Consider the following 26,875-nt stretch of genomic DNA (forward strand, 5'->3'; position numbering starts at 1 on the left):
TGGTGGTATTTTTGAATACAAATAAATTGTCAGTACGGCTGGCAACAGTGGCTAAATATGTAGAGAAAGGAGCAGCCATTGCGGATATTGGCTCCGATCATGCATATTTGCCGTGTTACTTAGCGAAAAATGTGGGCATTCGATTTGCGATTGCGGGTGAAGTGGCAGCTGGCCCCTATCAATCGGCTGAAAAGAATGTTTTGTCAGAAGGGTTATCTGATACTATTTCTGTACGGATGGGTGACGGTCTTGAAGTGATTCAGCCGGGTGAAGTAGATTGCATTACCATCGCCGGCATGGGCGGTGCTTTAATTACAAGTATATTAGAAAATGGCAAAGACAAGTTGGGTTCAGTCAAGCGTCTTGTGTTACAGCCCAATATTAGTGCGATTTCGATTCGAAACTGGTTTTTAGGAAACAACTGGGAGCTTGTTGCTGAAGAAATAATCGAAGAGGATGGAAAGATTTACGAGATATTAATTGCTGAAAAAGGCGACCCCGACAATCCCTATAAGACGAATAAAGATATGGGACTTTTACTAGGACCATTCCTTGTGAAAAACCAAGATGCGGCCTTCCGGAAGAAATGGACAGCAGAAAAGAAAAATTGGCAGCGCATATACGGGGCACTTGAGGGGGCAGCTGAAACAGCTGAAACAATCGAAAAGAAACAAGAGCTATTGAATAAGATAAAACTCATAGAGGAGGCTTTGAAAAATGAAGAATCCTAATGGCCATGAAATCATTCAACTTTTCGAACAGTTTTCACCGAAGGGCTTGGCAATGGAGGGTGATAAAATTGGTTTACAAATCGGACGTTTAAATAAGAAGGTTGAACGGGTTATGATCGCCCTTGATGTGCTCGAAAATGTAATCGACGAAGCAATCGAAAAAAATGTGCAGCTGATTATTGCCCATCATCCGATCATTTATCGCCCGCTTAAAACTTTACTGACCGATACGGTTCAAGGAAAAATGATAGAAAAATTAGTTAAACATGATATCGCTGTTTATGCAGCGCATACAAACCTTGATGTCGCTAAGGGCGGGGTTAACGATTTACTGGCTGCGGCGCTAGGTTTAGAGGATGCAGAGGTACTTGTCCCTACTTTTGATACAAAGCTAAAGAAGTTAGTTGTTTATGTCCCAGCCAGTCATGCAGAAGAGATTAGACAGGTCTTGGGTAATGCAGGAGCAGGATTTATCGGCAATTACAGCCATTGTTCGTTCACAGCAGCTGGGACGGGGCGGTTTCTGCCAGGGGAGCAAACTAATCCATTTTTGGGGTCCTCTGGACAGTTGGAGGAAGTGGATGAAGTGCGGATTGAGACCATTGTTCCCGAACCTCTTCTGAAAAAGACGATTACGGCAATGATTAAAGCACATCCATATGAGGAGGTTGCGTATGATGTGTATGCACTCGAAAATAAGGGGGAAGTTCTTGGGCTTGGCAGAATCGGGAGAGTCGAGGAAATGACCTTAGCTGAATTCGCGGAAAAGGTGAAGTATTCACTAGAGGTGGATAAAGTCCGGGTTGTGGGCGATTTAGGCACAAAGGTAAAAAAGGTTGCTGTTTTAGGCGGGGATGGCAATAAATATTTCATGAATGCCAAATTTAAAGGTGCAGATGTCTATGTGACAGGTGATGTTTATTACCACACCGCACATGATGCAATGATGCAGGGCTTGAACATGATTGATCCGGGCCATAATGTCGAAAAAGTGATGAAAAAAGGGCTGACCGCGGCCTTACAAAAAATGTGCCAGGAATCAGGCTATAAAGTGGAGATTTTTCCATCTGAAGTTAATACGGATCCTTTTCAATTTATATAAAGAAAACTCGCCGATTGGCGAGCCCGTTAGGGCGGTTCATAAGGCGTAGTTGCACTTATGCCTGTTAGGAAAGTAATACTTTCCTAAAGGCTAAAACAAAAAGAACCGGTCAACCATTTTTAGACGCGGTTCTTTTTTTTATTTTATTCTGCTGCCTTTTTCACTTTAGGTAAAATCCTGCTTAATTGGACCTTTTTGCTAAGTTCCCAGGTTGCTTCATTATTTGGGTCGAATTGTTCAAGGAATGTAATGACTTCCTTTGTTATTGGTGTTGGAGTTGATGCTCCTGATGTAACAGCAACATTTTGGGCATCCTTAATCCAATCAATTTTTAATTCGGTAATATCAGCAATGCGGTAGGCCTTTGTTCCGGCAATTTCCTCCGAAACCTGGGCAAGTCGATTAGAATTATTACTCATGGGATCGCCAACGACAATTGTCACATCTGCTTCGGTTGCTTGTTCGGCAACTGCTTCTTGACGGATTTGGGTTGCATGGCAAATTTCATTATAAACTTCCACATGAGGAAACTTTTCCTGGACTTTTTTCATCGTATCGGAGACATCCCATTGACTCATGGTAGTTTGGTTAGTAACAATAAGTTTCTCACTTTTAACCGTTAACGCTTCGACATCATTTGGGGTTTCAACCAAATGAACCATACCTGGTGCTACACCAACAGCTCCCTCTGGTTCTGGGTGACCCTTTTTCCCGATATAGATAACTTGAAAACCTTGTTTTGTTTTCTCTTCAATCAGGTCATGGGTTCTGGTCACATCCGGACATGTGGCATCAATCGTTACCAGACCCTTGGATTTCGCGAGCTCACGGACTTCCGGAGATATTCCATGGGCAGTGAAAATGACGGTGCCGCTATCGACTTTATCGAGAATATCCTTGCGGTTTTTGCCCTCAAGGGTAATAATTCCTTCTTCCTCGAAGGCATCTGTTACATGTTTATTATGAACAATCATACCTAAAATATAGATTGGGCGCGGCAGTGATTTATCTAATGCGGCATTTCTTGCGATGACCATTGCATCGACAACACCATAACAGTATCCGCGTGGAGAGATTTTGATTATTTGCATATATGAAGTCCCCCTATAAGACATTGTTTACTAGTCTACATATATATTATATAAAACTAATAGGTATATTACAAAGATACAATTTTTCTTAATAATTTGAACAAATAGAAAGAATGCTGTGGGGACACAGCATTCTTCTCTTATATATACATTTTAGGAACGGAACTTCCTTTTGGGGATGGGCTCCTTTTATGTGAACTTGACGGCTGCCTTCTTTTGTCAGTACTTGACCGCTGGCTGCTTTTTTTGAAACTTGTTTGTGATCTTATCTGGCCGGTTTTTTTCCGTGAGGTTCTGTTTTCAGATGATTCATTTTCAGATGATTCTTCGTTTATTTGGGCTTTAGTCACCTTACTTTTTTCGTCGGATTCTACTTCTGTTCCTTTTGCATTTTTGAAGCCTTTATATAGCCTCCACATGGCAGGCAGATTTCTGACCATTGGACCATACTGCTGAATCATCGGACCAAATGACTGTGCTGTCTTCAACACATTCTGGGTATTATTCAGAAATCCTGATATTCCTGCGGGGTTAGCTATGGAATTGAGTAAGCCGCCGCCTCCTGAGGCAGCTCTTCCGGCACCCTGCATACCCATTAGTCCACCCGGACCGCCTCCAGCTCGCGCTCCTCCGCCGAGAAGTCTCGAAAGTAAGCCGCCGCCTCCAGAAGCAGCTCTTCCGGCACCCTGCATACCCATTAGTCCACCCGGACCGCCGCCGGCTTGCGCTCCTCCGCCTACAAGTCTCGAAAGTAAGCCGCCGCCGCCCCCGCCCATTTGGCGGCCCATCATTTGCCCCATCATCTGGTTGCCGCCAAATGGATTAGCCCCTGGCCCCATCATCGCTCTTCCAGCCATAGGACCCATTGCTCCTCTTCCTCCAAACAGACCTGCACCCATCCCGCCTTGCATGGGCATTCCTGGTCTTGGCATCATACCTATAACATCCCTTCAAATGAACTTCATACATTAAATTATGCAGATAACCTAATTTGGTTTAGGTATTAAACACAAGAATATAAACAAAATTTGATGTTAAAAAATGAATTTAAGGTAAAAGATTAGAATAAAAGGATTGTTAGCTGGTGATTTAAGAGAAACTTTACTATAATTACATGATGGAAAGAAAAGTGGAAGCTCTTGCTAAGGGAAGAAATCAATCCATAATCACTAGATTATTTTAATAATAAGGAGCAATTACATGAAAGAAAATCGTTTTAATCGTTTTAAGTTTCAACCATTTATTATAGAATCCCTAAATAAGTTTGGATTTTATGAGCCGACTGAAATTCAGGAACGGATGATTCCGCTCGTATTAAAAGGGGAAAGTGCGATCGGTCAATCGCAAACTGGAACCGGTAAAACATTTGCCTTTGTTTTGCCAATCCTTGAAAAAATCAATCCGGACAAGCAGGAAGTACAAGCTGTTATTACCGCGCCGACAAGGGAATTGGCGACGCAAATTTATCACCAAATCTTGAAGGTAACAGAACAATGCAGTCCTGAAAGCCCTATTATGACAAGATGTTATGTTGGCGGGACGGATAAGCAGCGGACAATCGAGAAATTGAAGGTACAGCCGCATATTGTCGTTGGGACACCTGGCCGAATTAAAGACCTCATGATCGAAAAGGCTCTTTTTATTCATACATCGGATGTTCTTGTTGTCGATGAAGCCGATATGATGCTCGATATGGGTTTTATTGAAGATTTGGATCAAGTAGCGGCTAAAATGCCAGAAAACTTGCAGATGCTCGTCTTTTCAGCAACCATTCCGGAAAAATTAAAACCATTTCTAAAGAAATATATGGAAAATCCAAAGACAGTTCAGATTGATTCAAAGAGAAAAGCAGCGGAAAACCTGCAGCATTATCTCCTGCCTTCAAGACATCGCAATAAAAAGCAGCTTGTTCACGATGCGCTGGTACAATACAATCCGTATTTAGCGATTGTGTTTACCAATACCAAAAAAATGGCTGAAGAAGTTGCCGGATTCTTAAGTGAAAAAGGTTTAAAGGTCGCCCGTGTTCATGGCGATTTAAACCCGCGCGAACGAAAGAAAATGATGAAGCAGATTCAGGATTTGGAATACCAATATATCGTTGCCACCGATCTTGCTTCTAGAGGAATTGATATTGAGGGTATCAGCCATGTCATTAATTATGAGCTTCCATCAGACCTAGATTTCTATATCCACCGGGTAGGAAGAACGGCACGGGCTGGAAACTCAGGGGTAGCACTTACGGTTTATGAACTTTCCGATGAAGACGCCTTAAATCGTTTAGAAAAAATGGGTATTCAATTTCAGTATGTCGATCTCAAAAAGGATGGATTTGTTGAGGCAGATGAAAGAAATAAAAGAAAGACCCGCGTTAGGAAAGAGGATGATGCGGAAAGATTAGCCAAATCAATGGTTAAGAAACCGCAAAAAGTAAAGCCAGGCTATAAAAAGAAAATGCAATGGGAAATGGATAAAATTAAAAAACGGAAGCGGAGAATCGATCAGAGAAAAAAATAAGCGGCAGCAGGGAGAGAATAAAATGTTAAAAATAGGCTCACACGTGTCTATGAGCGGAAAAGATATGCTTCTCGCAGCAAGTCAAGAAGCGGTATCATACGGTGCTAATACATTTATGGTCTATACGGGTGCACCGCAAAACACAAGAAGAAAGAAAATTGAAGACTTGAATATTGAGGCCGGGCAAAGGCATATGGAGGAAAACGGGATTTCAGAAATTGTTGTTCACGCTCCCTATATTATCAATATCGGAAATACTACCAATCCAGATACGTTTGACTTGGGGGTAAGGTTCCTTCGCAGTGAAATTGAAAGAACTGAGGCGATTGGTGCAAAGCAAATTGTGCTGCACCCTGGTGCCCATGTAGGTGCGGGTACAGAGGCTGGAATTAAGAGAATTATTGAAGGCTTAAATGAAGTTTTAACTGGCAAGGAGCAGCTGCAAATTGCCTTGGAAACAATGGCTGGAAAAGGTTCGGAGTGTGGTAAATCATTTGAGGAATTAGCAATGATTATCGACGGTGTTAACTTTAGTGATAAACTCTCTGTTTGTTTCGACACCTGTCATACCCATGATGCTGGTTATAACATTGTCGAGGACTTCGACGGTGTCTTAAATGAGTTTGATAAAATTATTGGCCTAGAGAAGCTTAAGGTGCTCCATATCAATGACAGTAAAAATGCGGTAGGAATGAGAAAGGACCGGCATGAAAATATCGGGTTCGGTCATATTGGATTTAACGCCATCAATTACATTGTTCACCATCCACAGCTGACTGATGTCCCTAAAATCTTAGAAACCCCATACGTTGGTGAGGATAAGAACAATAAAAAAGCACCGTATAAATTCGAAATCGAAATGTTGCGCAATCAGCAGTTCAACGAAGACCTGCTAGATCGAATCATGCAAGGATAACAAAAAGCTGTGCCAAGGCACAGCTTTTTGTTATCCAGCTCCAGGGCGCTTGCGCTTTTCTTATTGCTTTGTAAACTGCATAAATAATTTATTTATTTCACGAGCTGTTTCGGGGCCGGCCAATTTGGCGATTTGTTTCACTAGTTGGGTCCGCTGTCCGTCATCAAAGATATTGATACTTTTACCTCTTAAGTATTCGGCAATTCTTCTCGCCTGCTGCCGATTAATTGCAACATTAAATTGCTGGGCATACTTTAACAGCTCATCAGCGGTTATCGTGTTAATCTTATGATTAATGATGTTTTCAAATATTTTCACTCTCTCACCACTCCTCCATGTTAATGTATGAGGGAGAATCAGGAGTGTGACAATGGATTATTTCTTTTGTCTAGGTATAAATCAAAAGCCTGCAGCCTTTACAATCAGTAGGTCCTATTGTATACTACTAAGGTTAAATCGGAATGATTCTTATAATTAAGGGTGAGAGTTCAGCTATGCAACCAATCATTGAAATAAAACAATTGTCCTATCGCTATGAAAAGGATACTGTGCTTGAGAATATCAATATGACGATTCCGGATGGTTCTTTCTTGGCCATTGTCGGTCCTAACGGGTCGGGAAAATCGACTTTATTAAAATTAATATTAGGCTTATTAAAGCTGCAAACTGGAGAAATCCATTTATTCGGGAAGGGAATTAGCAAATTTAGGGACTGGCAGCAAGTCGGCTATGTATCCCAAAAGGCCAATTCCTTTAACACTGGTTTTCCGGCAACCGTTTTTGAAGTGGTCGCAAGTGGCTTAACAAAAAAATTAGGCCTGTTTACATTTTTTAAAAAGGAACATGCAGCCAAAGTAAATGATGCCTTGGATGCAGTCGGAATGAAAAGGTATAGTAACAGAAATATCGGCGAACTTTCAGGCGGGCAGCAGCAAAGAGTTTTTATTGCCCGTGCCCTTGTGAGTGAACCACGACTGCTTATACTTGACGAGCCAACTGTCGGCGTTGATGCCGAAAATGTTAATTCTTTTTATCAAATGCTAGGTGATTTAAATACATGCCGCAATATTACCCTGCTATTGGTTACTCATGATATTGGTACAATATCGGATAGGGTCTCACATGTTGCCTGTTTAAATAAATATTTGCATTTTCACGGAGAAACGAATGAATTTGAACAATTTAGAAATGAAGATGTCTCGAAAGTTTATGGACATGATGTTCATTTGCTTACCCATCACCATGAACACGGGGGTGTTGTAAGATGATTCAGGGACTATTCCATTATGAATTTTTACAAAATGCCTTCCTAACTGGGATTATGATTGGCATCCTTGCCCCATTGCTCGGGGTTTTTATCGTGGTGCGAAGATTATCCTTGATTGCCGATGCCCTTAGTCATGTGACGCTTGCCGGTATTGCTGCCAGCCTTCTCATTGAAAGGAGTTTTCCAATAATGGCTGGCTTAAATCCCCTTTACATGGGGATGGTTTTTTCGGTTGGCGGGTCATTGTTTATTGAAAAGCTAAGAGGTGTCTATAAGCATTATCAGGAATTGGCGATTCCGATTATCCTTTCTAGCGGCATTGGGCTCGGGGTTATTTTCATTTCGCTGGCAAATGGATTTAATACGGATTTGTTCAGTTATTTATTTGGCAGTGTATCTGCGGTCAGCAGAACCGATTTATGGGTTATTTTAATTATTAGTATCCTTGTTATTATTGTCATCATTTTATTGTACAAAGAGCTGTTTTTACTTTCCTTTGATGAGGAACATGCAAAAGCCTCTGGAATTGCCGCAAAAAGTATTCATTTTATTTTTATTGTCATGGTTGCGCTTGTCATTGCGGCTTCGATGCGAATTGTTGGGATCCTTCTGGTTTCTTCATTAATGACATTACCGGTGGCAGCAAGTATCCGCCTAGCAAAAGGGTTTAAACAAACGATTTTCTTATCTGTGCTTTTTGGTGAAATTTCCGTCCTTGGAGGCCTTTTCACTGCTTATTATCTTGACTTGGCTCCAGGGGGAACCATCGTCATGCTTGCGGTGTTAATATTAGTACTGGCAATCTTTTATAAAAAAATAATGATTCATAAACAAGTGGATATTGGGGGTGGAGTCAAGTGAATGTGCAGGAGGCTATTCAATATTTAAAAGAACATGGATTTAAGCAAACGGGAAAACGAGAGGATATGCTCCAATTATTCGCAGACAGCGATAAATATTTAACCGCTAAGGATGTCCTTGATCAGTTAAAGGATGATTATCCGGGATTAAGTTTTGATACTATTTATCGCAATCTGACCTTATTTGTTAATATGGGGATTTTAGAAATGACGGAGTTATCAGGCGAAAAGCATTTCCGCTTTACCTGTTCCAGACACCAGCATCATCATCATTTTATCTGCTTAGACTGTGGAAAAACAAAAGAAATTGAAACCTGTCCTATGGATGGATTAAGTGAAAACTTAAAAGGATACGATATTTCTGGACATAAATTTGAAATTTATGGACGCTGTCCGGATTGTTTGTAAAAGAAAACTCGCCAGTATATTGGCGAGTTTTTTTGTTAAATTAGCAATTCTTGACGATACTCTCTTCTTTTAGCCAATTTTCAACCCATAGATTAGCTTCTTTCCAATTATTAACGCGGATGACACCCTTTGGAATCGAGTTTTGATTGTAGGGTGTATCAAATAAGATGACCGGAATTTGACACTCTTCATGAATCATCACAGCATTATCGTGTTTATCTTCAAAAAAAATATCCACTTGATGCTTTTTCACTGTTTTTACTTTATTATGGGAGCCTATTAATTCAATGTGATGAAAGGTTAAACCTTTATCTAAGAACCATTTTTCAGTGATTTCAAGTAAATGGGAGGACCGGGCGCTAATAAAAAACAATTCATGGTCTTTTTCCCATTTTTGTAAAATTCGTTTTGCTCCAGGCGCAAATGGTGATTCTTGATAAATAGTTGGTTCATTTTCAGCAAACCACTTCGCAAACTCTTCTTCCGAAACATTTACGAAGGGGGTTAATTCATATTGGTCCACGTCCTCGTAGGCAATGTTAATGCCAAAAGCTTTATTAATATAAGGTAATATTGATTTTGGACATGTGACCGTACCATCAATGTCGATTCCAAATCTCTTTCTCATTTGCATGCACACCTTCATATTGCTTTAGTATTCCCATTAATATTTTACCAAAGACGGGTTATTAATTTGTAGAAAATTTTATCAGGAAAAGAATTATATGACTAGATGAGATAAACATTAACATCTTTAAAACTCAACAAGAGGCTAACAATAATAAATGCTCCTATTACTGAAAGTGAGGGATTAGGATGGCAGATGAAAGAGACACGAAAGTGCAAGAGGCTCTCCGAAGTGCTGTTATTGGACAAGATATCCCAAATTTCCCTTCTGAATTCAGGGAAGCAACTAGAGAAGTTGATCATCCTGATCCAATTCAATCCTCTGCCGATTTAGAAGAAACCGTGTTTGGAGCATCCGTTCCAATTAGAACTGCTGCATATAATGAGGATACGGCTGCGGAAATTAGTGCTGCTGTTCCAATCAGGTCTTCAGAATATCACGAAGAAACAGCAGCGGAAATTGCTGCGCCTGTTCCTGTTGTACGAGGAAGGGATCGGGATGACAATAGGGAAAGGGCAGCTGGTGGAACCGGTATGGGGACACTGGCTTTAGCACTTTCGATTTTATCACTGTTTGTTTTGCCTATTCTTTTTGGTGCTGCAGGTATTGTGTTAGGGTTCGTTGCAAGAAGCAGAGGAGCAACAGGCCTCGGTGCTTGGGCAATCGGAATTGGGGCGTTATCGATTATTGTCGGTATCTTCATTCTTCCGTTCTTTTAACATAATCTGCACGCATAGGAGCAAAAAAGAAACCCGGTACTTTAACCGGGTTTCTTGTGTCTTTATTTAGCAAGTTTCGCTTCTTCTTCCGCTTTCTTTTGGAAATATTCTTCAGCTAATTTATCAATTTCCTTTTTCAATTCCTCAACCATTTCCGCCTCAGGAACCTTGCGGACGATTTCACCTTTTCTAAATAACAAGCCTTCGCCGCGGGCACCAGCGATTCCGATGTCTGCTTCTCTTGCTTCACCAGGACCATTAACGGCACAGCCAAGCACAGAGACCTTAATCGGCGCCTTGACATTTTGAATATATTCTTCGACTTCATTTGCAATGCTAATCAGGTCAATCTCGATGCGGCCGCATGTAGGGCAGGAGATAAGAGTTGCTGCATTAGATGAAAGACCAAATATCTTTAAAAGTTCTTTTGCTACTTTTACTTCTTGAACAGGGTCTGCGCTTAAAGAAATACGAAGCGTGTTTCCAATCCCTTTACTGATGATTGCACCAAGTCCTGCAGCACTTTTTATGCTTCCAGAAAAAAGTGTTCCCGATTCAGTGATCCCTAAATGCAATGGATAATCAAAAGCACGGGCAGCTTTATCATAGGCTTCAATCGCAAGGTTTACGTCAGAAGCTTTCATCGACACGATAATGTCATGGAAATCTAAATCTTCGAGAATTTTGATGTGGTGAAGCGCACTCTCGACCATGCCATCTGCTGTTGGATAACCGTATTTTTCTAATATCTTCTTTTCAAGAGAGCCTGCATTTACCCCAATTCTGATGGGGATACCCCGTTCCTTTGCAGCTTTGACGACAGCTTCAACCTTTTCCCGTCTTCCGATATTCCCTGGATTAATTCTAATCTTATCAGCACCGCCCTCAATCGCTTTGAGAGCCAATTTATAATCAAAGTGAATATCAACAACGAGGGGAATATTTATTCTTTTTTTGATTTCTGGGATGGCGTTTGCAGCCCGTTCGTCTGGACAGGCAACCCGGACAATTTGACAGCCTGCGTCCTCAAGGCGTTTGATTTCAGCAACAGTTGCCTCAACATCATGCGTTTTAGTGGTTGTCATGCTCTGTATAATTAATTCATTACTCCCGCCAATCGTTAAATTACCAACTTTAATTGGCCGGGTCTTTGTACGATGGGTAATTTCATTCAACTTTTATTCGCTCCTTTAATTGGAATCCGCTAGGATAACAACAATCCGAGTTTATTTTAACAGTCTTTTGCTATCTTTGACAAGATTAAGGTCCATTCTGTTTATTTTGAGTAATCAGGAAAATGATATGTGGACCCAATTTGAATCTTCTCGGGCGATTGGCTTGGGTTCAGTTTTTGAAAGTCGTTGATTAGATCAGTAATCGAAACCGGCAGAGGTTTCTTTAGTTTATGCTCAACAATTGAGATGACCGTTTCACCAGGCTTGACTTTAGCTTCAAAAGAGGGAATGTCAGTTTTGGATTTTACTGTTGTTGTTTCTATCTTTGCATCTACACGCTGCTGTGTAAAAGCAGCTGGAAGCGTGCCAACCGTTAAATCGAAATAAATGACATATACGATTAAAATGGCAAATAAGAACCCAAATAATTGTTTCATCGGACAAGCCTCCAAAAGGGAATGTTTGTACATTCGTATGCTTGTCCACTTTCTGATAGAACCAATAAGCAAAAAAAGCATCCACTAGGGACGCTTATTCAGTTATTTTCTTTTTTGGTTTGGGTATTTCATTAATAGCCAGGTATAAAACGATAATTACGACTAACCAATTGATCATAAAGCTGTTGGGCACGGATGTTTTAATGGCTGCCATAATGGTGAAAAATAACGTAGGCAGGGTTTCGCTGTATGCGGCCATTCGCCACAATTGTCGATAAGTTAACTTTCTTCCTAATAGGTTTTTAAGTACTAATCCAATTATGGCGAGGACGGAAACCTCCACAAAACTGGATGCACTAGAAACTAAATAGATGAATAAAGAGAGGAGTGGAATGATAATCCCTCTATTTCCTGCTATTGTATCAATAAAGTTGAGCAAATCTTCTTTAGAAAAATTTAATCCCTGCAGCATCGCATATGGATAAATATTGCTCTGACCGCCTGCAGCTAGGACAAATTCATCCTTTAACAAGGCAAAGGCATTGCCTTCATTTTCAACATCTGTGTCTGAAATTGTCCCAGTTGGGTCAAGAATAATCGTAAAGTTATCTTGATTACTAGTAACTGGTACTAATGTATCTGCTGTAAGCTGCCCTTTCTTTATTGAAAAGTCAGGTAATTCTTTGCTAATAATGGTTCTAGCGGAATCTATTCCCGTAGTTAGGGCAGTGCTTAAGTAAATTATCGAAGGAAGGATGGAAATCAAAGTTAGAAGGAAGACATATAAAATTGTTTTTCCAATTCCTTGAAAACGAAATAAGGCAATATCCTTTGGAGAATAGATACTCTTAACTAATTGCTTAAAAATATTCATAACAACCACCTCAATATAGATTCACCATTCTATTGTAGCTTTTGTGTAGGGTATACACAAGAATGTCCCATTATTTATGAAACAAAATTCAGTGTTATCCGTAAATAGGTAAAGAAGGAAAACCAATGTTAAACTATATTTACAAATAAAGAAGGTTGGAAGAGATGGATATTGTTTATTGGCTAATCATAAGTGTTCTTTTTATTGTTGCCTTCGTCGGGCTGGTGTACCCCATCATCCCCAGTGTATTATTCTTGTTAGCGGGGTTTTTACTTTATGGCGTGTTTTTTAGTTTCGAGCGATTCCATTGGCTGTTTTGGGTAATTCAGGGGTTATTCATTGTTCTTTTGTTTGTTGCGGATTATATTGCCAATATGGTTGGAATAAAGAAATATGGCGGCTCTAAAGCAGGTGTTTGGGGGAGTACGATTGGCATTCTCCTTGGCCCTTTTGTTATTCCGGTTCTTGGAATCCTTATTGGCCCGTTTATCGGAGCGATTGCAGCTGAGTTAATTTTCAACAAAAGAAATTTTAGCGATAGTTTAAAAATCGGTTTTGGCTCCGTTATTGGTTTTATTAGTAGTATTCTGACCAAAGCAATCATTCAAGTCATTATGATAGCCTACTTTTTTATAGTCGTTAAATAAAAAAGCCACCATTTTAATTAAGGTTGGTGGCTTTTAGCTGATTAATTTATCCCGCAAATTTCAAAGGAGCAGTTTTGGCAATCTACCTCTTCTTTTAAATAGTTTAAGTTTTTTACGGTAAACATTTGGTTTTCATACAAAATAATGTCCTTCTCGCGAAGCTCTTTTAATGAACGTTGAATGACTTCTCTTGTCCCGTATGTTAAATTGGCTAACTCTTGATGGGTTAGGGGCAGATCAATTAGGATGCCATCCTCAGTTTTCACGCCATAGGTGTTGCAAAGACGGATGAGAATAGAGTATAGACCGCCTTTTTTACCGTTCATAATTAAGTCCTGGCATTTCATCTGTGCCTTTAAATACCCGGTACTTAACCAGGAAACAAAAGCATTCATTGCCTCGGGGTCGGTTAAGATAAAATCTTCAAATTGTTCTCTTTTTATGACCAGAAGCTCGCAGTCACTTAATGTTTTAGCATAAAACTGATAACGGGGATTTGCTTTAAAAAGCTGATACTCAACAATAAGTTCCCTATCATTTAAGATTTTTAAAATAAACTCTTTTCCGCGCAAATGGACTCTTCCCAGTGCAATACTTCCTTTAAGCAATAAGTAAACATATTGGGCTGGATCCTTTTCTTGAAACAGAACGGAGCCAGATTTGAATTTTTGAATGGGCTCGTTTTTTTGGAAAAATTGAACCATTAAACTATATATTGAAAAATGAGGATCTTGCATATCAGTCACTCCTTTCATTCCTTTCAACTTGATTAAAATGAATTATATACAACATGTCAATAGAGTATTTACCAGTATTAGGAAAAAAGTAAGTGAGATATGACAAAAATCGTTGACAGAATGCTGTTTAGGTGAATCATGACAATTTTTCGAAAAATGATAGATGACCATTCGTTGTAAAATAAAGAATAAAAATCTTTCAAATGGGTATGGTATTTATGGTGGGACTGTAAGCATTTTATTTGAAACGCAGCACCAACTTTGGTATCTTTAAAGCAAAGCTTTAGAAATATTCTAAAAATCATTTTGGTGTTTAGAATATCCCTAAGGTTAAAATCATGTATACATAGGAGGAGTTTAATATGGCATTTGAATTACCACAATTACCTTATGCAGAAGATGCGCTTGAACCACACATTGACAAAGAGACAATGAACATTCATCACACTAGACATCACAACACTTATGTTACTAACTTAAACAATGCACTAGCTGGTAACGAAGAATTATTATCTAAATCAGTGGAAGAAGTAATTTCCAATTTAGATGCAGTTCCAGAAGCTGCTCGTACAGCAGTACGTAACAATGGCGGCGGACACGCAAACCATTCTTTATTCTGGCAAATCCTTTCTCCAAACGGCGGCGGCGCACCAGCTGGTGAACTAGCAGACGCAATCAACAATAAATTTGGCAGCTTCGAGAGCTTTAAAGAAGAGTTTGCCAAAGCAGCAACAACTCGATTCGGCTCTGGCTGGGCTTGGCTTGCTGTAAACAACGGCGAATTAGAAGTAACTAGCACTCCTAATCAAGATTCACCATTAATGGAGGGCAAAACTCCTATCCTTGGTCTTGATGTGTGGGAACATGCATATTACTTAAAATATCAAAACAAGCGTCCAGACTACATCGGCGCATTCTGGAACGTTGTAAACTGGGACGAAGTTTCTAAGCGTTATAACGAAGCAAAGTAAAAGGAAAACGAAAAAGGCGGCCGCGGGCTGCCTTTTTTCGTTTCCCGAAAATATTTGAATAAGAACAAGCGCCCAGATAAAGACTACCCTTATACAAAGGGGAGTTTTTTTATGGCAAAAAAATTTAAATTATTAGGTGATGTAGAGTTCACCAAAGATCTATCACTGTTGCTCATTATTGGCGGGTTATACTCATTGAGTGTTGCTCTTTCCAACACATTTGTGAATATTTATCTTTGGAAACAAACGGGAAAGTATTCGGATTTGGCCCTTTATAACCTCTCAATTGTGGTTCTACAGCCCTTAACGTTTATTTTAGCGGGCAGATGGGCTAAGAAAATCGACAGGGTCATTGTGCTTAGAATTGGTGTTATCTTTTTGTCTGTTTTTTACTTGTCTGTATTAATTACAGGGACGAAAGCACACACCTTTTTACTACTGTTGGGGAGCCTGCTTGGGATCGGTTACGGGTTTTATTGGTTAGCCTACAATGTGTTAACCTTCGAAATCACAGAACCTGAGACGAGGGATTTTTTTAATGGGTTTTTGGGAGCGTTAACCTCTGCGGGAGGAATGATTGGTCCGCTGGCTGCCGGTTTCATTATTACCAGATTTGAAAAATTCACGGGGTATACGTTTGTTTTTGGTTTGTCATTAGCATTATTTGCACTTGCTGTGTTCATGAGTTTTTCGTTAAAACCACGGCCGGCAGCGGGGAGATATTGCTTTAAGCGGATTTTAGAGGAAAGAAAACATAATAAAAATTGGCGTCTAATTACAAATGCCCACTTTTTCCAGGGGTTAAGAGAAGGGACATTTTTATTTATCATCTCCGTCTTTGTTTACATTTCGACAAATAGTGAAATGGCATTAGGGACATTTGGGCTGATTAATTCTGGGATTTCATTTATTGCTTATTATCTAGCCTCACGCTTAATTAAAAAAAATCACCGAAAAAAAGCGATTCTTATGGGCGGGATTCTTCTTTATGCTGCAGTGCTAGTAATTGTATGGGATGTGAATTTCGCCAAACTGTTAATCTATGCAGGGATGATTGCAATCGCCTATCCACTGTTGCTCGTTCCGTATATGTCAACTACATACGATGTAATTGGAATTGGCTGGAAAGCTGCAGAAATGCGAATTGAGTATATTGTCGTCCGCGAGATATTCTTAAATCTTGGAAGAATTGTTTCTATTTTAGCATTCTTAGTAGCAGTAACCAGGTTTAATGATGTAAAAAGTATTCCGATTTTACTATTGGTTTTGGGTGCTGGACATTCATTGATTTACTTGTTTATAAGAAAGGTTCAAATACCTGCTGCATAATGCGATGAATTTTCACTCATCGCATTTTTAGTTGAAGTTTTTAAAAATGGTAAGTGTTATTCATAGAAAAAAGGCGCATTATCTTATAGAATAGAGGAAGTTATCTTACCGTTTAAAAAAAGGAAGTGTATATAGACTTTGAATAATAAAAAGAAAAAGAAGAAGACACATGTCCCGTTTCGCTTGAACATGGTTTTCTTTGTGGTTTTTGTGCTATTTTCTGTTCTCATTTTGCGTCTTGGCGAAATACAAATTGTTTTCGGTGACGATTTTAAACGGGAATTGCAGCGGACCGAAGATATTACGGTTAGTAATCCAGTGCCGCGTGGAAAGATGTTTGACCGAAATGGGAAAGTCATTGTTGACAATACCCCGTTAAATGCGATTACGTATACAAAATATCAAAATACAAATCAAAAGGAAATGCTTGATACAGCAGAAAAATTAGCAAGCATCATTACAGTTGACACGGCAAAGGTCCGTGAGCGTGACAAAGAGGATTATTGGATCTTAAAAAATCCCGACAAAGCAAAGGCGTTAATTACAGAAAAAGAATGGAAGTTATACGACGATAAACAATGGGAATATAAGCAAATTTATGCTTTGCAGATTAAGAGAATCCCGAAAGCTGAAATCGCTGCTTACAAAAATGATGAACTCAAAACCATTGCGATTTTAAAGCAATTTAACAGTGGATACGCCTTAACACCGCAAATTGTCAAAAATAAAGATGTAACTTCAGAAGAATTTGCCGTTGTCAGTGAAAATCTAGAGAATCTTCCTGGTGTCGATACCACAACCGACTGGGACCGAATGTATGCTTTTGGAAATACGTTAAAATCAATTCTCGGAGACGTAACTACCTCCGAAGCAGGCATACCTAAGGAACAGTTAGACAAATATCTTGTTCGTGATTACAGCCGAAATGACCGAGTAGGAAAAAGTTATCTCGAGCTTAAGTATGAAGATGTTCTCCATGGTCAAAAGGCAAAAGTAAAAAATGTAACAGATAAAACAGGGAAAATCCTTTCTACTGAAGTAATTTCAGAGGGCAAGCGGGGAAAAGATCTTGTATTATCAATCGATATGGATCTGCAGCAGCAAGTAGAAAAAATCATTGAAAAGGAATTGTTGGAGGCCAAGAAAAAGCCAGGCACCGCTCTTTTGGATCGTGCCTTTGTGGTCTTAATGAATCCTAATACTGGAGAAGTGTTATCGCTTGCCGGAAGGCAAATTACGAAGGAAGACGGCAAAACGGAAATGAGGGACTTTGCCGGCGGGAATATTACCACTTCCTATAACGTTGGTTCAACCGTCAAAGGGGCAACCATTTTAACCGGCTATAAAACAGGAGCTATTAGTCCTGGAGATTTTCTTTTTGATGAGCCGTTAATATTCAAAAATACAAAACCAAAAAAATCCTGGAAGCAATTTAATTCCATTAATGACCTTAGGGCATTACAGGTTTCATCCAACGTGTACATGTGGAAAACGGTCATTGCTATGGGAGGTGGAAGGTATGTTCCAAACGGTCCACTTCTAATAAATGCGGAGAAGACGTTCAGCACGCTGCGCCAATCCTTCGCGCAATTCGGTCTAGGAACGAGGACAGGGATTGACCTCCCTAATGAAATGAGCGGTTTTCCAGGTTCAGATAGCCAGGCAAGTTTAGCTCTAGACCTTGCTATTGGCCAATATGATACGTATACACCGATACAGCTCGCACAGTATGTGTCCACGATTGCAAACGGAGGTAATCGTATGCAGCCCCATGTTGTAAAGGAAATTCGAGAACCGGTCATGGATAGTAATGAATTAGGCCCGATAATCCAAGAAATCCAACCTAAAGTGTTGAATCATTTAGATCTGAAAGATGAATGGATCAAGCGGGTTCAAGATGGCTTCCGAATGGTTATGCAGGTAGGTGACGGTACGGGTGTTTCTACCTTTAAAGGTGTTGATTATAACCCGGCTGGAAAAACAGGAACAGCGCAAGCATTTTATGATGGTCCTGTTACATCGCAAAAGAATGCAGAGGTTATGAACCTAAGTCTTGTCGCCTTTGCCCCATATGATAAGCCGGAAGTGGCTATGGCTGTTGTTGTCCCATGGGCTTACCAAGGAAGTACAGGACCGAGTGTTAATATGACAATCGGCAAGAGTGTAATGGATGCATACTTTGACTTGAAGAAATCACGTCCTCTAGATGAAGGAACTACGGATAGTACGCAACAAGCAGAGAATGCTGACACCACTCAAAACAGCCAGCAAACTGGCCAATAATAGTTTATCGAAGCACCTGTCTCAAAGCTGAGGCAGGTGTTTTTTACATATTTAAATAAATTAATGAGAAATATAAATATAGGCAATTTGTTAACCCAAAATAGCTAAGGAAGTCAATAGGAGTAATTTCTCAATTTACAAAAGCTCAATGTAGATTTACAAAACCTTTACAATTCATTAAAACGCAGTTTACAGTAATCCGTTATTCTAAAACATGTAAGGCAGACAAACATCATCACCATCAAAAACCTTAGGGGGAATACAGGAAATGAAAAGTTTGAAAAAATTAAGCCTTGTTACATTATTTGCAGCATTAATGGTATTTATGGCTGCTTGTGGGGGCGGAGCTTCGAAAGACAACACGAGTGGAACAGACAAGAAAGATGATACAACTCCAAAAACTGAAGAAAAACAAGAAATTTCCGGTTCATTAACCGTTTCTGGTTCCTCTGCTATGCAGCCATTAGTCGCAGCTGCAGCTGAAGAATTTATGAATGAAAATCCAAAAGCTGATATTCAAGTAACTGCTGGCGGATCTGGTACTGGTCTTTCACAAGTTTCTGAAGGATCTGTACAAATCGGTAACTCAGACGTATTTGCAGAAGAAAAAATTCCTGATAAAGCAAGCGAGCTTGTTGATCATAAAGTTGCTGTTGTAGGTATGACTGCAGCGGTTAATCCTAAAGTTGGCATTAAAGATATTAAAAAAGCAGATTTAATTAAAGTGTTCACTGGAAAAATTACCAACTGGAAAGAACTTGGCGGCAAAGATCAAAAGATCGTTCTTGTAAATCGTCCTGATTCTTCAGGAACACGTGCAATTTTCAATAAGTTTGCACTTGATGGTGCAACACCAGCTGAAGGAATTACTGAGGACTCTTCAAACACGGTTAAAAAGATTATCAATGAAACAGATGGTGCAATTGGTTACCTTGCATTCTCATACTTCACTGATGATTCTGTGACACCACTTGCTATCGATGGTGTAGAACCAACGGAAGAAAATGTACAATCTGGTAAATTTCCAGTATGGGCTTACCAACATTCTTATACTAAAGGCGAAGCTGACGGCTTAGCAAAAGCTTTCCTAGAGTATTTAATGTCAGATGAAATCCAAACTACCTTATTAAAGGAACAGGGCTACCTTCCTGTCACAAAAATGAAGGTAGAACGTGATGCAAAAGGAAATCAAAAAGATTTATAAGTTGAATAAATAAATGGATAAAAAAGGGTAAGTGCAGATATGCATTTACCCTATTATGACGTATTTTAGGGGTGTTTGGTGCATTATGGAAAAGATTATTCCTGCAAAGGAAAGATTGACAAAATCCTCAAAAAATAGGATGGACGGGGAATTACGTGGAAAAATTCTAGTAATTTTATGTGCCGTAATCATGATATCTGCAACCATATCCATTACTATTTTTCTAGGCACAAAAGGTTTACAATCATTTATTAAAAATGGTGTTAGTCTTATTGAGTTCTTAACCAGTACACACTGGAATCCTACAAATCAAGCCAGTCCGGAATATGGTGCCTTGCCGTTTATTTTCGGTTCATTTGCCGTCACCTTCCTTGCGGCGCTTATTGCGGCACCATTAGGAATTGGCGCTGCGATCTTTATGACGGAAATTGCTCCTTCATGGGGAAGAAAAATATTACAGCCAGTCGTCGAGCTATTAGTTGGAATTCCATCTGTTGTTTATGGATTCATCGGGCTTACAGTATTAGTTCCATTTGTAAGGGCACATGTGGGTGGACTAGGCTTTAGTTTGCTTTCCGGGATGATTGTCCTATCGGTTATGATTTTGCCAACGATCACTTCGATTGCAACAGATGCAATGGGCACCTTGCCAAAAAATTTAAGAGAAGGCTCTTACGCACTTGGTGCAACTCGGTGGCAAACGATTCGAAAGGTGCTAATTCCTGCAGCCCTTCCAGGCCTCCTGACTGCGGTTGTTTTGGGGATGGCTCGGGCATTTGGGGAAGCATTAGCTGTTCAAATGGTCATTGGAAACGTAAGAAATTTACCATCAAGCATTTTAGATGCATCAGCTACTTTAACAACAATTATTACATTAAATATGGGACATACCACTTACGGAAGTGTGGAAAATAATACCCTATGGTCGATGGGCTTAATTTTATTAGTTATGTCATTTGCCTTTATTCTGCTCATCCGCTATCTATCATCAAGGAGGAAGCTGTAATGAAAAGTAAAACAGCTGACCGAATTGCAACAGGCGTATTTGTTGCTATTGCTATTATCATTGTTTCTATACTTGTTGGATTATTCTCTTATATTTTGGTCAATGGATTTAAATACATTTCCTGGGATTTTTTAACTACCCCTTCAAGCAATATTCGTGCGGGTGGAGGAATTCGAGACCAGTTATTTAACTCCTTTTATATCTTACTCCTTACCATGATTATTGCTGTTCCGCTTGGCGTTGGCGGGGGAATCTATATGGCGGAATATGCGAAACCGGGAAAATTAACAGACACTATTCGTTCCTGTATTGAAGTGTTAGCATCGCTGCCATCAATCGTAATCGGAATGTTCGGATTATTGGTGTTTGTTAACGTAACAGGTTGGGGATATACGATTTTAGGAGGAGCTCTAGCACTTACAGTCTTTAATTTGCCCGTTATCGTACGTGTGAGCGAGGATTCGATTCGGACTGTTCCTCGGGATCTGAAAGAGGCTAGTCTTGCCTTAGGTATTACTCATTGGCATACTATAAAAACCGTCTTATTACCTAGTGCTTTCCCATCGATATTAACGGGGATCATTCTTGCAGCTGGACGTGTGTTTGGAGAAGCAGCAGCATTATTGTTTACAGCAGGACTTTCAACTCCAAGACTTGATTATGCAAATTGGAATCCTTTTTCTGAGCAATCTCCATTAAATATTTTCAGGCCGGCTGAAACGCTCGCCGTTCACATTTGGTCTGTTAACACACAAGGGTTAATACCCGATGTTGAAGCGGTCTCGAATGGTTCTGCTGCTGTATTAGTCATTTCAGTCCTACTCTTTAACCTTTTAGCTAGATGGATTGGAAGTATCATTACGAAGAAAATTACAGCAACTAAATAAAGGGCAGGTGAGAACGGATGGTTACGACTCTTTTGGAAAAAGAAATTGGTGAACAAACAATACAATCAACCGTCCCGTTGCAAATGGAACATATTTTAAATGTGCATGATTTAGAAATATTTTATGGTGAAAAACGTGCCGTTAACGGTATTTCTATGGATATAGAAAAAAATGCTGTAACGGCTTTAATAGGACCTTCAGGCTGTGGTAAGTCGACATTTTTAAGAAGCATTAATCGGATGAATGACCTGATTCCAGGTGCAAGAGCGCAAGGTGAGATTATGTATGAGGACCTTAATATTTTGTCAGAACAAATAAATGTCGTGGCATTACGAAAAGAAATTGGAATGGTATTTCAAAAGCCGAATCCCTTTCCAAAATCCATCTATGGAAATATAACGCATGCCTTAAAGTTCAGTGGAATAAAAAAGAAAAGTCAGCTTGATGAAATTGTTGAGGAAAGTCTGCAAAAAGCGGCATTATGGGATGAAGTAAAAGATAGACTTCATAAATCCGCCTTATCACTTTCGGGAGGGCAGCAACAGCGGCTTTGCATCGCTCGAACAATTGCGATGAAACCGACTGTCATGCTTCTTGATGAACCATCTTCGGCATTGGACCCTATTTCTAACGCAAAAGTTGAAGATTTAATTGTGGAATTGAAAAAGGATTATTCGATCATCATTGTCACTCATAATATGCAGCAGGCATCGCGAATTTCCGATAAAACGGCCTTCTTTTTAAGCGGTGATTTGGTTGAATATGATGCAACTGAAAAAATCTTCACCAATCCTTCTGTGAAAAAGACGGAAGAATATATTTCCGGAAGGTTTGGATAAGGGGGAAATAGAATGTCAACTCCGACATTGACAAGACAGGTATTTGATATAATGGATTTGAATTTATGGTATGGTGATCATCATGCCTTAAAAAACATCAACTTTCCGATTAACAAAAAAGAGGTAACAGCGATTATCGGACCGTCCGGGTGCGGTAAATCCACTTTTATTAAAACACTAAATTTGATGATTAATATGGTTCCGAAGGTGAAAATGACCGGAGAAATTAACTTTAACGAGAAAAATATTTTAGACGAGAAAATCGACCTTGTAGAACTTCGTAAAAATGTTGGCATGGTTTTTCAGAAGGGCAATCCTTTTCCACAATCGATTTATGATAATGTCGCGTATGGTCCGAGAGTACATGGAATCACTAAAAAGAAACATCTTGATGAGCTTGTCATCAAAGCACTAATGGATGTCGCTTTATGGGAAGAAGTAAAGGATCGCTTAACTGCTCCTGCCTTAGGATTATCCGGAGGGCAACAACAGCGGCTTTGTATCGCTAGAGCTTTAGCAACAAAACCGGATGTTTTGTTAATGGATGAGCCAACTTCTGCCTTGGACCCGATATCAACCTTGAAAATCGAGGAACTGATTTTAGAATTGAAAGAAAAATATACGATTGTGATTGTTACCCATAATATGCAGCAAGCATCACGTGTGTCCGATAAGACTGCTTTCTTTTTAATGGGGGAATTAATTGAACTGGATTCAACTTCGACTATTTTTTCAAATCCAAAAGACTCACGGACTGAAGGTTATATTACAGGAAGATTCGGATGATGGGGTGGCATAAATGAGTACAAGAGCTAATTTTGATAACAATTTAAAAGAATTAAAAGAACTGCTTTTAGAAATGGCTCATAAGTCAGAACAGGCAATTAAGTACGCAATGATTGCTTTACTAAATCAAGACATGAAAATGGCGAAAAAAGTAATTGAAGGCGATAATGAAATCGATGATTTGGAAGATGCAATTAACAATAAAGCATTATTATTAATTGCCAGGGAATCTCCCGTGGCAACCGATCTGAGAAAAATTAGTGTCGCATTAAAAGTTTCTTCAGAAGTGGAGCGGTTGGCGGATATCGCCGTAAATATTGCCAAATCGGCAGAGCACATTGGTAATGAAAAGCACTTTAAAGAAATCATCGATATTCCAAAAATGATGGAATTAGCATTAGAAATGGTTTCTGAATCAATAACAGCCTACTATTCCGAAGATATTGAACTGGCTAAAAAATGTGCCAATAAAGATGATGCCGTAGATAAAATGTTCGGTGACTTGGTACATGAGCTCCTAAGCTTTATCCCGCAAAATCCTAACGCAACAAACCAGATTATCCAGTTAGCGTTTGTTTGCAGGTTTATCGAACGAATCGCAGACCATTCAACCAATATCGCAGAGAATGTAGTATACCTAGTGACCGGAAAACGCATTAATTTAAATGCCTAGTAGTTAAATTGAATAAATGAAAGATGAAGCCGATCGTTTAGGCTTCATCTTTTTTTTGTTTTGGCTGAAAACTTTGTCAAAAATGAAAAATGAAAATATCAAATGAATGTCGAAAATCCAATATAATTCTTTTCTTTTTTAGACTACATAAAAATTTTATTACTGAACATCATCTGTACGTAGGACCGGCAAAATCCGACAAATTGTGTTTATTGTCTGCCTGCCCATCTGGTGATACGATTAAATTAACAACTAATATGAATATTTTGTTTGTTATAGCATATATTGATAGTTTGCAGAATGGAGGAAGCTATGATTAAGGATATGGTCAGCCCAGCACCCCCAGAGTTTGTTCCATTAAAGGGTGAACTTGCAGCGAAACTTGTGACCCCTAGAAAAATGATTCTTTTCTGGGAGGTATCCGAATTACCCGAAAAAATTATTGAACTATTTTTTAACTGCAGGTTCGAAAATCTTGTTCCAGTTGTTCGGATTTATGATGTTACGGATATTATTTTTAATGGGAAAAATGCCCGTCATTATTATGAAATTACCGTTCCCTATCAGAGTGGACACTGGTTTATTAAAGGATTGGCACCAAATCGGTGCTATACAGCTGAATTAGGCGTTCATTTATTGGATGCTAACTTTTTTCCTCTCTTCAGGTCAAACTGCATTCAAACCCCAGCGTCGACATTGTTAAATGGGATTGAGTTACATCGGGATATCATTCAATATCAGCAATATGAGGACCACCCGCCAAAATGGGTGGATCATGTAAGCACATATAGCTATTATCTGAAATCAAACCTGCTGGAGGAGAAAAATGGTTAAAACATTCTCCAAACAAGTTGACATGAACCAAAAAAGCTGGAGATTGAAAATATTGATGCTTTGCTGGGAATATCCCCCAAATATAGTTGGCGGTCTTTCGCGTCACGTGTTCGGATTATCGGTTCATTTGGCAGCAATGGGTCATGAGGTTCATGTAGTAACAGCTGGAAATGAGAGCCTTTCATCATTTGAAAAGAGTAATAGTGTGAATGTTCATCGTGTCAAACCAATTAATGAGCAGGATGATAATTTTCTTTCCTGGATAGGTGGGCTTAATTTAGCAATGGCTTTTAAGGTGGAAAAATTAGCAGAAGAAATAAATTTTGACCTTATTCACGCTCATGACTGGCTGGTCGGTTCCGCTGCTATTGCTTTAAAGGATTTACTGGCCCTTCCGCTCCTTGCGACAATTCATGCTACAGAACATGGACGCCATAATGGCATTCATACGGAAATGCAGCTGTTTATCCATGAAAAAGAGCTGCAGTTAATTACATGGGCAGATCAATTAATCGTTTGCAGTGAATACATGAGGGATGAACTCCTTTTGGTTTTTAACGCTCGAGCTGATAGGTTGGCGGTTATTCCGAATGGGATTGACCCGTTGACAGCAGAACGAACAACAGAAGAAATTTGTCCCGGCCTAAAGCAAAGAAAGTATATTTTTTCGCTTGGGAGAATTGTAAAAGAAAAAGGATTTGAAACCATTATTGAGGCGGCATTCAATTCTAAAGAGAATGGTCAAAGCTATTTTTTCGTTATTGCAGGTAAAGGACCTATGCTTGAGACTTATCGGCGTCAGGTTGTTGATTGGAAATTAGAAAACTTTGTGGCATTTATAGGTTATATTACCGATGAACAAAGGATTGGACTCATCGAAGGATGTGAAATGGCTGTCATTCCAAGTTTGTATGAGCCATTCGGAATTGCCGCACTTGAAACAATGGTTCTTGGGAAACCTACGATTGTGTCCAATACAGGCGGAATAAAAGGGATTGTGAAGCATTTGCAAACAGGATTATTGATGGTCCCAGGAGATGCAGGAAGTCTGTTAGAACAGATTGACTTTTTATTGCAAAATCCCCAAAGAGCAAGGGAAATTGGTAAGAGGGGAAGCCAAATTGTTAAAAGTTTGTATGGCTGGAACAGGATAGCTACAGAAACAAGCAGAGTTATGGAAGATACTCTGTTAAACAAACGAATGAATGAGTTTAAGCAAGCGGAAACACCAAATAAATTGTAAATAAGGTGTAAATGATGATAAATCTAACAGAATCACAAAATAATCAGCAGATTCCTAAACATCAGCAGCCATTCGAAACACTGCAATTTATTCCTGGGATTTGGGTAAATGGCATGTCCTTTTGGCTGCAAAACTGTACAGAAAAGGTCATTTACAATGAAGAGTTAGTAATTAAAGTTAAACCGGACCAAGTCCACTCGAAAATTCGGCTTGCTCATATTTATGTGAGTAATCACAGCGAGCAAAAAAAAGAAATAAAAGTTTTAGCGATGCACCATTATTCGACTATAAGACAAGATAACGTAACATTTATTTCACCGACAGATAAAAGGATTTTTCACCATTCAAATAACCATGTTTTTCTTGTTAATGGGCAATTTCATGGAGAAGGGTTGAAAGAGTATACGACAATACCGCAATGGTATGCATATACAGATCAAATTTGGAGTTCCGTGCAAAGGGGTTCCTTAAAGTATCAGCCATTAGCCAAAGGTCCTGCAGCGAGTATATTCGCCATGAAAGTGTCAGTGGAGCCAAGGGAGACTAGTAGAATGACCACTTGGTCTATAACGGGCACTAACAAAAATGAATTAATTTCAATGGAGGAAGGTCTTTTAAAAAGAATTGATACCCTTTAACTTTGATAACAGTCAAGTATCCACCCAGCAGCTAGAGTACGTCAAAAAAGGGTTTTTCTTTTCTTTAAAAACA

General features: G+C 39.4%; 29 protein-coding genes. 21 read left to right on the forward strand and 8 right to left on the reverse strand.

Annotated elements, in window-relative coordinates:
• Nucleotides 1-11: 11 nt before the first annotated feature.
• Together AA980_RS13740 and AA980_RS13745 are read left to right on the forward strand one after the other, a co-directional pair.
• A complete protein-coding gene (locus AA980_RS13740; RefSeq protein WP_024031170.1) occupies nt 12-731 on the forward strand; it encodes a tRNA (adenine(22)-N(1))-methyltransferase in 720 nt (239 codons plus the stop codon).
• Nucleotides 718-1,833: a Nif3-like dinuclear metal center hexameric protein gene (locus AA980_RS13745; protein ID WP_024031169.1), complete on the forward strand. Its 1,116-nt coding sequence runs from the start codon at nt 718-720 to the stop codon at nt 1,831-1,833. The genes AA980_RS13740 and AA980_RS13745 overlap by 14 nt, the downstream gene beginning before the upstream one ends.
• A gap of 143 nt (nt 1,834-1,976) precedes the next feature.
• Here the strand turns inward: AA980_RS13745 and AA980_RS13750 are convergent, their stop codons facing one another.
• Both AA980_RS13750 and vrrA read right to left on the reverse strand, forming a co-directional pair.
• The gene (locus AA980_RS13750) at nt 1,977-2,924 is read right to left on the reverse strand and encodes a 4-hydroxy-3-methylbut-2-enyl diphosphate reductase (RefSeq protein ID WP_024031168.1); all 948 of its coding nucleotides are present in this window, start codon (nt 2,922-2,924) and stop codon (nt 1,977-1,979) included.
• A gap of 140 nt (nt 2,925-3,064) precedes the next feature.
• Complete coding sequence (vrrA, locus tag AA980_RS13755) at nt 3,065-3,859, reverse strand: VrrA/YqfQ family protein (RefSeq protein ID WP_053005478.1); 795 nt, start codon at nt 3,857-3,859, stop codon at nt 3,065-3,067.
• A 265-nt stretch (nt 3,860-4,124) separates the two neighbouring features.
• Between vrrA and AA980_RS13760 the strand changes: the two genes are divergently transcribed.
• Nucleotides 4,125-5,441: a DEAD/DEAH box helicase gene (locus AA980_RS13760; RefSeq protein WP_024030081.1), complete on the forward strand. Its 1,317-nt coding sequence runs from the start codon at nt 4,125-4,127 to the stop codon at nt 5,439-5,441.
• Nucleotides 5,442-5,463: 22 nt separating this feature from the next.
• Nucleotides 5,464-6,357 (forward strand): deoxyribonuclease IV, encoded by an 894-nt coding sequence (locus tag AA980_RS13765; RefSeq protein WP_024030082.1) that lies wholly within the window; start codon nt 5,464-5,466, stop codon nt 6,355-6,357.
• A 60-nt stretch (nt 6,358-6,417) separates the two neighbouring features.
• Here AA980_RS13765 and AA980_RS13770 read toward each other — a convergent pair whose 3' ends face one another.
• Nucleotides 6,418-6,675 carry a DUF2624 domain-containing protein gene (locus AA980_RS13770; RefSeq protein ID WP_024030083.1) on the reverse strand — a complete coding sequence of 86 codons (258 nt, stop codon included), beginning with the start codon at nt 6,673-6,675 and terminating at the stop codon, nt 6,418-6,420.
• A 176-nt stretch (nt 6,676-6,851) separates the two neighbouring features.
• Between AA980_RS13770 and AA980_RS13775 the strand changes: the two genes are divergently transcribed.
• From AA980_RS13775 to AA980_RS13785, 3 genes are read left to right on the forward strand one after another with little or no spacing between them, the layout of a single operon-like run.
• Nucleotides 6,852-7,625 carry a metal ABC transporter ATP-binding protein gene (locus tag AA980_RS13775; protein WP_024030084.1) on the forward strand — a complete coding sequence of 258 codons (774 nt, stop codon included), beginning with the start codon at nt 6,852-6,854 and terminating at the stop codon, nt 7,623-7,625.
• Nucleotides 7,622-8,485, forward strand: a complete 864-nt coding sequence (locus AA980_RS13780) for a metal ABC transporter permease (RefSeq protein ID WP_024030085.1) — start codon at nt 7,622-7,624, stop codon at nt 8,483-8,485. Before AA980_RS13775 ends, AA980_RS13780 begins: the two co-directional genes overlap by 4 nt.
• Nucleotides 8,482-8,892, forward strand: coding sequence for a Fur family transcriptional regulator (locus AA980_RS13785; protein WP_024030086.1), 411 nt, complete (start codon nt 8,482-8,484; stop codon nt 8,890-8,892). Before AA980_RS13780 ends, AA980_RS13785 begins: the two co-directional genes overlap by 4 nt.
• 40 nt (nt 8,893-8,932) lie before the next feature.
• On the opposite strand, the gene AA980_RS13790 is transcribed toward AA980_RS13785, so the two are convergent.
• Nucleotides 8,933-9,520, reverse strand: a complete 588-nt coding sequence (locus AA980_RS13790) for a nucleotidase (protein ID WP_024030087.1) — start codon at nt 9,518-9,520, stop codon at nt 8,933-8,935.
• Nucleotides 9,521-9,921: 401 nt separating this feature from the next.
• On the opposite strand from AA980_RS13790, the gene AA980_RS27840 reads away from it, so the two are divergent.
• Nucleotides 9,922-10,239, forward strand: a complete 318-nt coding sequence (locus tag AA980_RS27840) for a hypothetical protein (protein WP_047771729.1) — start codon at nt 9,922-9,924, stop codon at nt 10,237-10,239.
• A gap of 62 nt (nt 10,240-10,301) precedes the next feature.
• On the opposite strand, the gene ispG is transcribed toward AA980_RS27840, so the two are convergent.
• The 3 genes from ispG to AA980_RS13810 form a co-directional block, all read right to left on the reverse strand.
• The gene (ispG, locus tag AA980_RS13800; RefSeq protein WP_193392262.1) at nt 10,302-11,405 is read right to left on the reverse strand and encodes a flavodoxin-dependent (E)-4-hydroxy-3-methylbut-2-enyl-diphosphate synthase; all 1,104 of its coding nucleotides are present in this window, start codon (nt 11,403-11,405) and stop codon (nt 10,302-10,304) included.
• Between the two features lie 110 nt (nt 11,406-11,515).
• Nucleotides 11,516-11,851 carry a hypothetical protein gene (locus AA980_RS13805; protein WP_024030090.1) on the reverse strand — a complete coding sequence of 112 codons (336 nt, stop codon included), beginning with the start codon at nt 11,849-11,851 and terminating at the stop codon, nt 11,516-11,518.
• A 94-nt stretch (nt 11,852-11,945) separates the two neighbouring features.
• Nucleotides 11,946-12,725, reverse strand: a complete 780-nt coding sequence (locus AA980_RS13810; RefSeq protein ID WP_024030091.1) for a DUF1189 domain-containing protein — start codon at nt 12,723-12,725, stop codon at nt 11,946-11,948.
• A 164-nt stretch (nt 12,726-12,889) separates the two neighbouring features.
• On the opposite strand from AA980_RS13810, the gene AA980_RS13815 reads away from it, so the two are divergent.
• Nucleotides 12,890-13,372 carry a DUF456 domain-containing protein gene (locus tag AA980_RS13815; protein WP_024030092.1) on the forward strand — a complete coding sequence of 161 codons (483 nt, stop codon included), beginning with the start codon at nt 12,890-12,892 and terminating at the stop codon, nt 13,370-13,372.
• A 41-nt stretch (nt 13,373-13,413) separates the two neighbouring features.
• Here AA980_RS13815 and AA980_RS13820 read toward each other — a convergent pair whose 3' ends face one another.
• Entirely contained in the window at nt 13,414-14,109 is a 696-nt protein-coding gene (locus AA980_RS13820; protein ID WP_024030093.1) for a Crp/Fnr family transcriptional regulator, read from the reverse strand.
• Nucleotides 14,110-14,471: 362 nt separating this feature from the next.
• Between AA980_RS13820 and AA980_RS13825 the strand changes: the two genes are divergently transcribed.
• The 12 genes from AA980_RS13825 (at nt 14,472) to AA980_RS13880 (ending at nt 26,802) form a co-directional block, all read left to right on the forward strand.
• A complete protein-coding gene (locus tag AA980_RS13825) occupies nt 14,472-15,080 on the forward strand; it encodes a superoxide dismutase (RefSeq protein WP_024030094.1) in 609 nt (202 codons plus the stop codon).
• A 111-nt stretch (nt 15,081-15,191) separates the two neighbouring features.
• Nucleotides 15,192-16,409, forward strand: a complete 1,218-nt coding sequence (locus tag AA980_RS13830; protein ID WP_024030095.1) for an MFS transporter — start codon at nt 15,192-15,194, stop codon at nt 16,407-16,409.
• A 189-nt stretch (nt 16,410-16,598) separates the two neighbouring features.
• Nucleotides 16,599-18,692: a peptidoglycan D,D-transpeptidase FtsI family protein gene (locus tag AA980_RS13835; protein WP_047771733.1), complete on the forward strand. Its 2,094-nt coding sequence runs from the start codon at nt 16,599-16,601 to the stop codon at nt 18,690-18,692.
• A 268-nt stretch (nt 18,693-18,960) separates the two neighbouring features.
• The gene (locus tag AA980_RS13840; RefSeq protein WP_024030097.1) at nt 18,961-19,896 is read left to right on the forward strand and encodes a phosphate ABC transporter substrate-binding protein; all 936 of its coding nucleotides are present in this window, start codon (nt 18,961-18,963) and stop codon (nt 19,894-19,896) included.
• An 85-nt stretch (nt 19,897-19,981) separates the two neighbouring features.
• Complete coding sequence (pstC, locus tag AA980_RS13845; RefSeq protein ID WP_024030098.1) at nt 19,982-20,902, forward strand: phosphate ABC transporter permease subunit PstC; 921 nt, start codon at nt 19,982-19,984, stop codon at nt 20,900-20,902.
• Complete coding sequence (gene pstA, locus AA980_RS13850; protein WP_024030099.1) at nt 20,902-21,789, forward strand: phosphate ABC transporter permease PstA; 888 nt, start codon at nt 20,902-20,904, stop codon at nt 21,787-21,789. Before pstC ends, pstA begins: the two co-directional genes overlap by 1 nt.
• A gap of 83 nt (nt 21,790-21,872) precedes the next feature.
• Entirely contained in the window at nt 21,873-22,628 is a 756-nt protein-coding gene (pstB, locus tag AA980_RS13855; protein ID WP_407937464.1) for a phosphate ABC transporter ATP-binding protein PstB, read from the forward strand.
• A gap of 12 nt (nt 22,629-22,640) precedes the next feature.
• Nucleotides 22,641-23,414: a phosphate ABC transporter ATP-binding protein PstB gene (gene pstB / locus AA980_RS13860; RefSeq protein ID WP_024030101.1), complete on the forward strand. Its 774-nt coding sequence runs from the start codon at nt 22,641-22,643 to the stop codon at nt 23,412-23,414.
• Nucleotides 23,415-23,427: 13 nt separating this feature from the next.
• Nucleotides 23,428-24,087 carry a phosphate signaling complex protein PhoU gene (gene phoU / locus AA980_RS13865; RefSeq protein WP_024030102.1) on the forward strand — a complete coding sequence of 220 codons (660 nt, stop codon included), beginning with the start codon at nt 23,428-23,430 and terminating at the stop codon, nt 24,085-24,087.
• A gap of 312 nt (nt 24,088-24,399) precedes the next feature.
• Nucleotides 24,400-24,921 (forward strand): DUF4912 domain-containing protein, encoded by a 522-nt coding sequence (locus AA980_RS13870; RefSeq protein WP_024030103.1) that lies wholly within the window; start codon nt 24,400-24,402, stop codon nt 24,919-24,921.
• Nucleotides 24,914-26,164: a glycosyltransferase family 4 protein gene (locus tag AA980_RS13875; RefSeq protein ID WP_024030104.1), complete on the forward strand. Its 1,251-nt coding sequence runs from the start codon at nt 24,914-24,916 to the stop codon at nt 26,162-26,164. The genes AA980_RS13870 and AA980_RS13875 overlap by 8 nt, the downstream gene beginning before the upstream one ends.
• An 11-nt stretch (nt 26,165-26,175) precedes the next feature.
• Entirely contained in the window at nt 26,176-26,802 is a 627-nt protein-coding gene (locus AA980_RS13880; protein ID WP_160310252.1) for a hypothetical protein, read from the forward strand.
• The last annotated feature ends 73 nt before the right edge of the window (nt 26,803-26,875 follow it).

It is taken from the genome of Neobacillus vireti, from assembly GCF_001026695.1.
Lineage (GTDB): Bacteria > Bacillota > Bacilli > Bacillales > Cytobacillaceae > Neobacillus > Neobacillus vireti.